Below are 6,569 nucleotides of genomic sequence, written 5' to 3' on the forward strand. Positions count from 1 at the left end.
TTGATCCTGAAATGCCGCCCAAGACCTGGGAAGAGCTGGAAGCCTTCTCGCGCCAGATCATGGAATCGGGCGCTGCCGATTGCGGCTTCACCTCGGGCTGGATCTCCTGGGCGCAGCTGGAAAACTTCTCGGCCTGGCACAACCAGCCGATCGGCACGCTGGAAAACGGCTTCGGCGGCCTGGACAGCGAATTCGTGGTCAATGGCCCGCTGCAGGTCAAGCACTGGGAAAACCTCAAGCGCTGGCAGGATGAGGGCGTGTTCTCCTATGGCGGCCCGGGTGGCGGCGCCGATGCTCCGGCCAAGTTCTACACCGGCGAATGCGCCATCTACATGAACTCCTCCGCATCGCGCGCCGGCGTCCTGGCCAATGCCGAGGGCTTCGAGGTCGGTTTCGGCATGCTGCCGCATTATGAAGAAGTTGAACCGCAGAACTCGATCATCGGCGGCGCGACCCTGTGGGTGCTGCAGGGTGCCGACGAAGCCCAGTACAAGGGCGTTGCGGACTTCTTCTCCTACCTCTCCTCGGCCGAAGTGCAGGCCGACTGGCACCAGTATTCCGGTTACCTGCCGATCACCCAGGCGGCCTATGAGCTGGGCCAGAGCCAGGGCTATTATGAAGCCAATCCGGGTTCGGACGTGGCTATCAAGCAGATGACGCTCAACGCCCCGACCGAGAATTCCAAGGGTCTGCGTTTCGGCAATTACGTCCAGGTTCGTGACGTGATCGACCAGGAATTCCAGGCGTTGCTGGCCGGCGACAAGACCGCTCAGCAGGCGCTCGACGACCTGGTCAGCCGCGGCAACCAGCTGCTGCGCGATTTCCAGGCCGCCAACCAGTAAGGCGAGTTGAATAGCAGGGCGGTGGCGACAGGTTCGCCGCCGCCCTTTCGTCTATTTCGGGACCGCCGCGACGGCGTTTCCCTGGATCGGGCCGATGGATACCAAACGCACTGTCTTTCCCAGCCAAGGGCTGCCCTATCTGCTGGTGGCGCCGCAGCTGATCATCACGCTGATCTTCTTCATCTGGCCGGCCGGCCAGGCCATCAAGTCCTCCTTTGAACGCGAAGACCCGTTCGGGCTGTCCACCAGCTTTGTGGGACTGCAGCATTATGCGCGGCTGTTCCAGGAACCGGCCTATCTGGCCTCGATCGGGCGGACGGCATTGTTTGCTCTGGCGGTGACGCTGATATCGATGGGGTTGGCGCTGGTGCTGGCGGTGGCCGTCAACAGGCTCATTCGCGGCGGCACGGCTTATTCGACCATGCTGCTCTGGCCCTATGCGGTCTCGCCGGTAGTGGCGGGCATTTTGTGGTGGTTCATCTTCAATTCGTCCACCGGCATCCTGCCCTATATGCTCGAATTTGTCGGGGTGGACTGGAACCACCAGCTTAATGGCGCGCAGGCGATGATCCTGATCATCATCGCGGCAAGCTGGAAGCAGATTTCGTACAATTTCCTGTTCTTTCTGGCGGGCCTGCAATCGGTGCCGCAGTCGCTCAACGAAGCGGCGGCGATTGATGGGGCAGGGCCGTTCAAGCGGTTCTGGACGATCGTCTTCCCGTTGCTCTCGCCAACCACGTTCTTTCTGATGATCGTCAATCTCAACTACACCATGTTCGACACCTTCGGCGTCGTCGACGCAACGACAGCGGGCGGCCCGAACCAGGCGACCAATATTCTGGTCTACAAGGTCTATTCGGACGGCTATATCGGGCTCAATTTGGGCTCCAGCTCGGCCCAGTCCGTCATCCTGATGCTCTTCGTCATCGTGCTCACCGTGATCCAGTTCCGCTATGTGGAACGCCGGGTCCAGTATTAGGAGGGCGGGCGAATGGTCGAAAATCGTCCCTGGCTGACTGTGCTGACCCATCTGGTGCTGATCTGCGGCGTGCTGATGGTGGCCTTCCCTGTCTATATTTCAATCATTGCCGCCACCCATGGCCCGACGGCACTAACCTCGGGCAGGATGCCGCTGCTACCCGGCGGAGAGCTATGGAACAATGTAGTGGAGGTCCTGACCAGGCAGCAGCGCGGTGCGGCGCCGTACTGGCTAATGACCTGGAACTCGCTGCTGATGGCGATTTCGATCACGCTGGGCAAGATCGCGATCTCGATCATCTCAGCCTATGCCATCGTCTATTTCCGCTTTCCCGGGCGGGTGCTGGCCTTCTGGATGATCTTCATCACCCTGATGCTGCCGGTGGAAGTGCGCATCATCCCGACTTTCGCCGTTGTGGCTAATCTCGGGCTGCTCAATTCCTATCTGGGCCTGACCATTCCGTTGATCGCCTCGGCGACAGCGACGTTCCTCTTCCGGCAGTTCTTCATGACCATTCCGGACGAGTTGATGGAAGCGGCGCGCGTGGATGGGGCGGGACCCATCAAGTTCTTCCGCGATATCCTGCTCCCGCTGAGCCGAACCAATATCGCAGCGCTCTGCGTCATCCTCTTCATCTATGGCTGGATCCAGTATCTCTGGCCGCTGCTGGTGACCACGGACCCCAACTATTACACGCTGATGATGGGTGTGAAGCGCCTGGCAGCGGCCCAGGAAGCCGATCCGCAGTGGAACACCATCATGGCGGCCGTGGTCATGGCCATGCTGCCCCCGGTCCTCATCGTCATCTTCATGCAGCGCCTGTTCGTCAAAGGCCTGGTCGAAACGGAGAAATAAGAACAATGGCAAGCATCGACCTCAAAAGTGTCCGCAAGGTCTATCCGGGCAATGTTACGGCCATCCACGCGCTCGATCTTTCCATTGCCGATGGCGAGCTGGTGGTGCTGGTGGGGCCCTCGGGCTGCGGCAAGTCCACGCTGCTGCGCATGATCGCCGGGCTCGAAACCATCACCGATGGCACGATCTCGATTGGCGATGATGTGGTGAACAAGAAGGAGCCGGCCGAGCGCGATATCGCCATGGTGTTCCAGAACTACGCGCTCTATCCGCATATGAGCGTACGGCAGAATTTGGAATATGGTCTGAAGAACCGCGGTACGCCGCGCGATGAAATCGATCGCCGGGTCACAGAGGCGGCGCGCATCCTGGAAATCGAACAGTTTCTTGAACGCAAGCCGCGCCAGCTTTCCGGTGGCCAGCGGCAGCGCGTGGCGATGGGCCGGGCCATTGTGCGCCAACCCAAGGCGTTCCTGTTCGATGAGCCGCTGTCGAACCTGGATGCCAAGCTGCGTGGGCAGATGCGCATTGAAATCCGGCGGCTGCAGCGCTCGCTCAAGACGACAAGCGTTTATGTGACCCATGACCAGCTCGAAGCCATGACCCTGGCCGACCGGCTGGTGGTGATGAATGGCGGGCGGATCGAACAGGTCGGCAAGCCCATAGAGCTCTATGACAGGCCGGCCAGCCTGTTCGTGGCCGGATTTATCGGCTCGCCGCCGATGAATCTGATACCGGTCGAGGCGTTGGTTGCCGTGGCTGGCGGCACCATGCCGGACTTTCCGGCCGGAACCGATATTGTCGGCATTCGCCCCGATCAGGTCCTGCTGGGGAGCAGGGATGGCATCACCCTGTCCGGCACGGTCGAGCTGATCGAGCCGGTCGGCGGCGAAAGCCACCTCTATGTACGGGTCGAGGGAATCGCGCAGGCGCTGATCCTGGTGCAGCAGGGGCGCGCCAGCGTGGGCGAGGCCGAGCGGGTCGACTTCATTCTGCCGCTCGCGGCGCTGCACGGCTTCAACCGCGAGAGCGGCAGGCGGGTCGAATAGATCAGTCGACGAGCTTCAGCAGCCGTCCCGGCGCCTTGTACTCCCAAGCGTCATGGAGGCGCAGGGAGAGCTCTTCGTCGGAAATCTTCTCAAGGTTGATCAGCATCGCGTCGTGGCCGACATAGTGATCGGTTTCGAAATAGATGCCGGGCGAGATTTCCATGAGCAGCGCCTTCTGATCCACCGGGCATTGCAGCACTGCGGTGGTTTCATCCAGCATGCGCACAAAGGTAGCCCCGGCCACCTTCAAGGCCGGGGTGCCGTAGCTGGTGCTTTTTTCGACCTCGGCCAGGGGTCGATCCTGCGCCAGTTTCGCCAAGCGGCGGAATCCAGTCTCCAGGTCGGGATCTTGATGCATGGGGGCGCCTCCGCAATTGCGAGAAAAAGCCATGGAACGAGTCTGGCGCAATCGGGGCCGATTGGCTACAGCTTGACCTGCCCCTGAAACCCGCGGACACGCAAAGGGCTCCCGATGAGCGAAGAATTTGATACGGCGTCCGGCCTCGAAACCGGGAATGACATCAATGCGTTCCGCGACGAGGAGGGCCGGATCAGTGCCCTTTGGCTGGAACGCTTGCGCGCCTTTCTTGCCGCTGGGCGGCATGAAGACGTGGCGCTGGTCATGGAGCCGCTGCATCACTCCGATGTTGGCGACGTGCTCGAGCAACTCGATGCCGAGGAGCGGCTGGCGCTGGTGGGGGCGCTTGGCGACAAGTTCGACTTCTCGGCGCTGACCGAGGTCGATGAGAGCATCCGCCTCGAGATCATGGAAGCGCTGCCCAATTCGGCCATCGCCCGCGGCGTGGCCGAGCTCGACAATGATGATGCGGTCTATCTGCTGGAGGACCTCGAAGAGGAGGATCGCGACGAGATTCTCTCGGCGCTGCCCACATTCGAACGCCTGTCGCTCAAGCGCAGCCTCGATTTTCCAGAGGAATCCGCCGGGCGACGGATGACCACGGATTTCATTGCCATACCCCCGTTCTGGACCGTGGGTCAGGTGATCGACTATCTGCGCAGCGAAAAGGACCTGCCGGACGAATTCTACCAGCTCTATGTGGTCGACGCCTCATACAAGGTGCTCGGGACCTTGCCGCTGGACAAGTTCCTGCGTACGCCGCGCGCGACCAAGATCGACAGCATCATGAACACCAATCTGGTGCTGGTGAATGCCGAGGAGGACCAGGAAGAGGCAGCGCGCAGCTTCGAGCGCTACGACCTGGTCGAGGTGGGCGTGGTCGACGAGAGCGAGCGCCTGGTGGGCGTGTTGACCATCGACGACATTGTCGACGTTATCCAGGAAGAGGCCGAGGAAGACATCCGCCTGATGGCGGGCGTGGGCGACGAGGACGTTTCGGACACCACTGTGGACACCGTCAAAAGCCGTGTGCCCTGGCTGTTGGTCAATTTGTTCACGGCCGTGCTGGTGTCCTATGTGATCGGCCTGTTCAACGCGACCATCGAGCAGATGGTGGCGCTGGCCGTGCTGATGCCCATCGTCGCCTCCATGGGGGGCAATGCCGGCGCGCAGACCATGACCGTGACCGTGCGCGCCCTGGCCATGCGTGAACTCGATGGCGGGCGCCTGAGGCGCCTGATCCGGCGCGAGATGGTGGTCGGCGTGGTCAATGGCGTCATTTTCGCCATTCTAATCGGAATCGTGACCACGCTCCGTTACGGCAATCTGCAATTGGGAATCGTCATCGGCCTGGCCATGATCATCAACCTGATCGTGGCCGGTACGTTCGGAATTCTCATTCCATTGACCCTGGACCGGCTCAAGGCTGACCCGGCGATCGCCTCGGCCGTCTTCGTCACGACTGTGACGGATGTCATTGGTTTCTTTGCCTTTTTGGGTATTGCGGGTCTGTGGTTCGGCTTGTTCTAGAGGCGGCGGGCAGGGATTTCCACAGAGGCAAGGTGTTGCAGTTTGGTCGCTTGCTTCCCATTTGCGGGACGGCTAACGATTCATGACCGGCCGCTGTGCGGACTGCTTCGCAAGAGCAAGTGACGCAAACGGGTCGGCGTGGACGACTGACAAGGAGCGATCTATGCGCAGTCAAACCAAGGCCAATGTCTGGCAGACGATGAGCTGGGCGCTGGTATGCCTCGTATCGATGGGGCTGGTTTTCTCCGTGGTTGCTGGTGTGTGACGTCTGAGTGCTACCCTGGGGACCGCAGAAGCGGGCCCGATTTTGGAGAGGGGCACAGTCTCACACTGGAGTTTTTCACTGCAGAAGGTTTAAACGGAGGGCGCCCGGCCACTGGGCGCCCTTCTTGCTGAGCGTGAGGACATTCGATGAAGCTGTTGATCGGGAATCGCAATTACTCGACATGGTCGCTGCGGCCCTGGCTGGTGCTGCGGCATTTCGAAATTCCGTTCGAGGACGAAGTCCTACAGCTGTCCGGTACGGGCTGGCGCGAGAAGTTGGCGGCTCGATCCCCGACGGCGAAGGTGCCGGTGCTGCTCGATGGCGAGCTGGTGGTGCCCGAAACCATTGCCATTATCGAGTATCTGGCCGACGGCTTTCCCGACAAGGCGATCTGGCCGCAGGACCGTGCCGACAGGGCGCTGGCGCGCGCTGCAGCCGCCGAGATGCATGCCGGATTTTCCGGATTGAGAACCCATGCGCCGATGAATTTGCGGGCCTCCCATCCGGGCAAGGTCGATCTCGATGCCGTGCGCAAGGATCTGCATCGGGTGGAGGAGCTTTGGGGCGGGCTGCTGACGCGCTCGGGCGGGCCCTATCTCTTTGGCGAGTTCTCGGCGGCCGACGCCATGTTTGCGCCGCTGGCGACGCGGCTGCGCACATATGAACTGCCGGTCTCGGATGTCGCCGGGCG

Annotated in this window: 7 protein-coding genes; 6 read left to right on the forward strand and 1 reads right to left on the reverse strand. The window is 61.3% G+C overall.

Going from position 1 to position 6,569, the window contains the following annotated elements; all coding sequences use genetic code 11:
* The 4 genes from QZ564_RS18710 to QZ564_RS18725 form a co-directional block, all read left to right on the forward strand.
* On the forward strand, positions 1 to 842 hold an 842-nt coding region (locus tag QZ564_RS18710), incomplete at its 5' end, for an extracellular solute-binding protein (protein ID WP_297113366.1).
* A 94-nt stretch (positions 843 to 936) separates the two neighbouring features.
* Complete coding sequence (gene ugpA / locus QZ564_RS18715) at positions 937 to 1,821, forward strand: sn-glycerol-3-phosphate ABC transporter permease UgpA (protein WP_297113368.1); 885 nt, start codon at positions 937 to 939, stop codon at positions 1,819 to 1,821.
* Between the two features lie 12 nt (positions 1,822 to 1,833).
* Positions 1,834 to 2,676, forward strand: a complete 843-nt coding sequence (gene ugpE, locus QZ564_RS18720) for a sn-glycerol-3-phosphate ABC transporter permease UgpE (protein ID WP_297113370.1) — start codon at positions 1,834 to 1,836, stop codon at positions 2,674 to 2,676.
* 5 nt (positions 2,677 to 2,681) lie between these two features.
* Positions 2,682 to 3,725: a sn-glycerol-3-phosphate import ATP-binding protein UgpC gene (locus QZ564_RS18725; protein ID WP_297113372.1), complete on the forward strand. Its 1,044-nt coding sequence runs from the start codon at positions 2,682 to 2,684 to the stop codon at positions 3,723 to 3,725.
* Between the two features lies 1 nt (position 3,726).
* Here the strand turns inward: QZ564_RS18725 and QZ564_RS18730 are convergent, their stop codons facing one another.
* A complete protein-coding gene (locus tag QZ564_RS18730) occupies positions 3,727 to 4,083 on the reverse strand; it encodes a hypothetical protein (protein WP_297113374.1) in 357 nt (118 codons plus the stop codon).
* Between the two features lie 114 nt (positions 4,084 to 4,197).
* Here QZ564_RS18730 and mgtE point away from each other — a divergent pair, with 114 nt between their 5' ends.
* The gene (mgtE, locus tag QZ564_RS18735) at positions 4,198 to 5,613 is read left to right on the forward strand and encodes a magnesium transporter (protein ID WP_297113376.1); all 1,416 of its coding nucleotides are present in this window, start codon (positions 4,198 to 4,200) and stop codon (positions 5,611 to 5,613) included.
* A gap of 411 nt (positions 5,614 to 6,024) precedes the next feature.
* Positions 6,025 to 6,569: glutathione S-transferase family protein (locus tag QZ564_RS18740; protein ID WP_297113378.1), on the forward strand; the 545-nt coding region annotated here is incomplete at its 3' end.

This window comes from uncultured Devosia sp., assembly GCF_913055165.1.
Lineage (GTDB): Bacteria > Pseudomonadota > Alphaproteobacteria > Rhizobiales > Devosiaceae > Devosia.

Excerpts from the sequence above, each read along its gene's own strand:
- QZ564_RS18730 (WP_297113374.1), bottom strand. The coding sequence starts at position 4,083 with ATGCATCAAGATCCCGACCTGGAGACTGGATTCCGCCGCTTGGCGAAA.
- ugpE (WP_297113370.1), top strand. The coding sequence starts at position 1,834 with ATGGTCGAAAATCGTCCCTGGCTGACTGTGCTGACCCATCTGGTGCTG.
- QZ564_RS18725 (WP_297113372.1), top strand. The coding sequence starts at position 2,682 with ATGGCAAGCATCGACCTCAAAAGTGTCCGCAAGGTCTATCCGGGCAAT.
- ugpA (WP_297113368.1), top strand. The coding sequence starts at position 937 with ATGGATACCAAACGCACTGTCTTTCCCAGCCAAGGGCTGCCCTATCTG.
- mgtE (WP_297113376.1), top strand. The coding sequence starts at position 4,198 with ATGAGCGAAGAATTTGATACGGCGTCCGGCCTCGAAACCGGGAATGAC.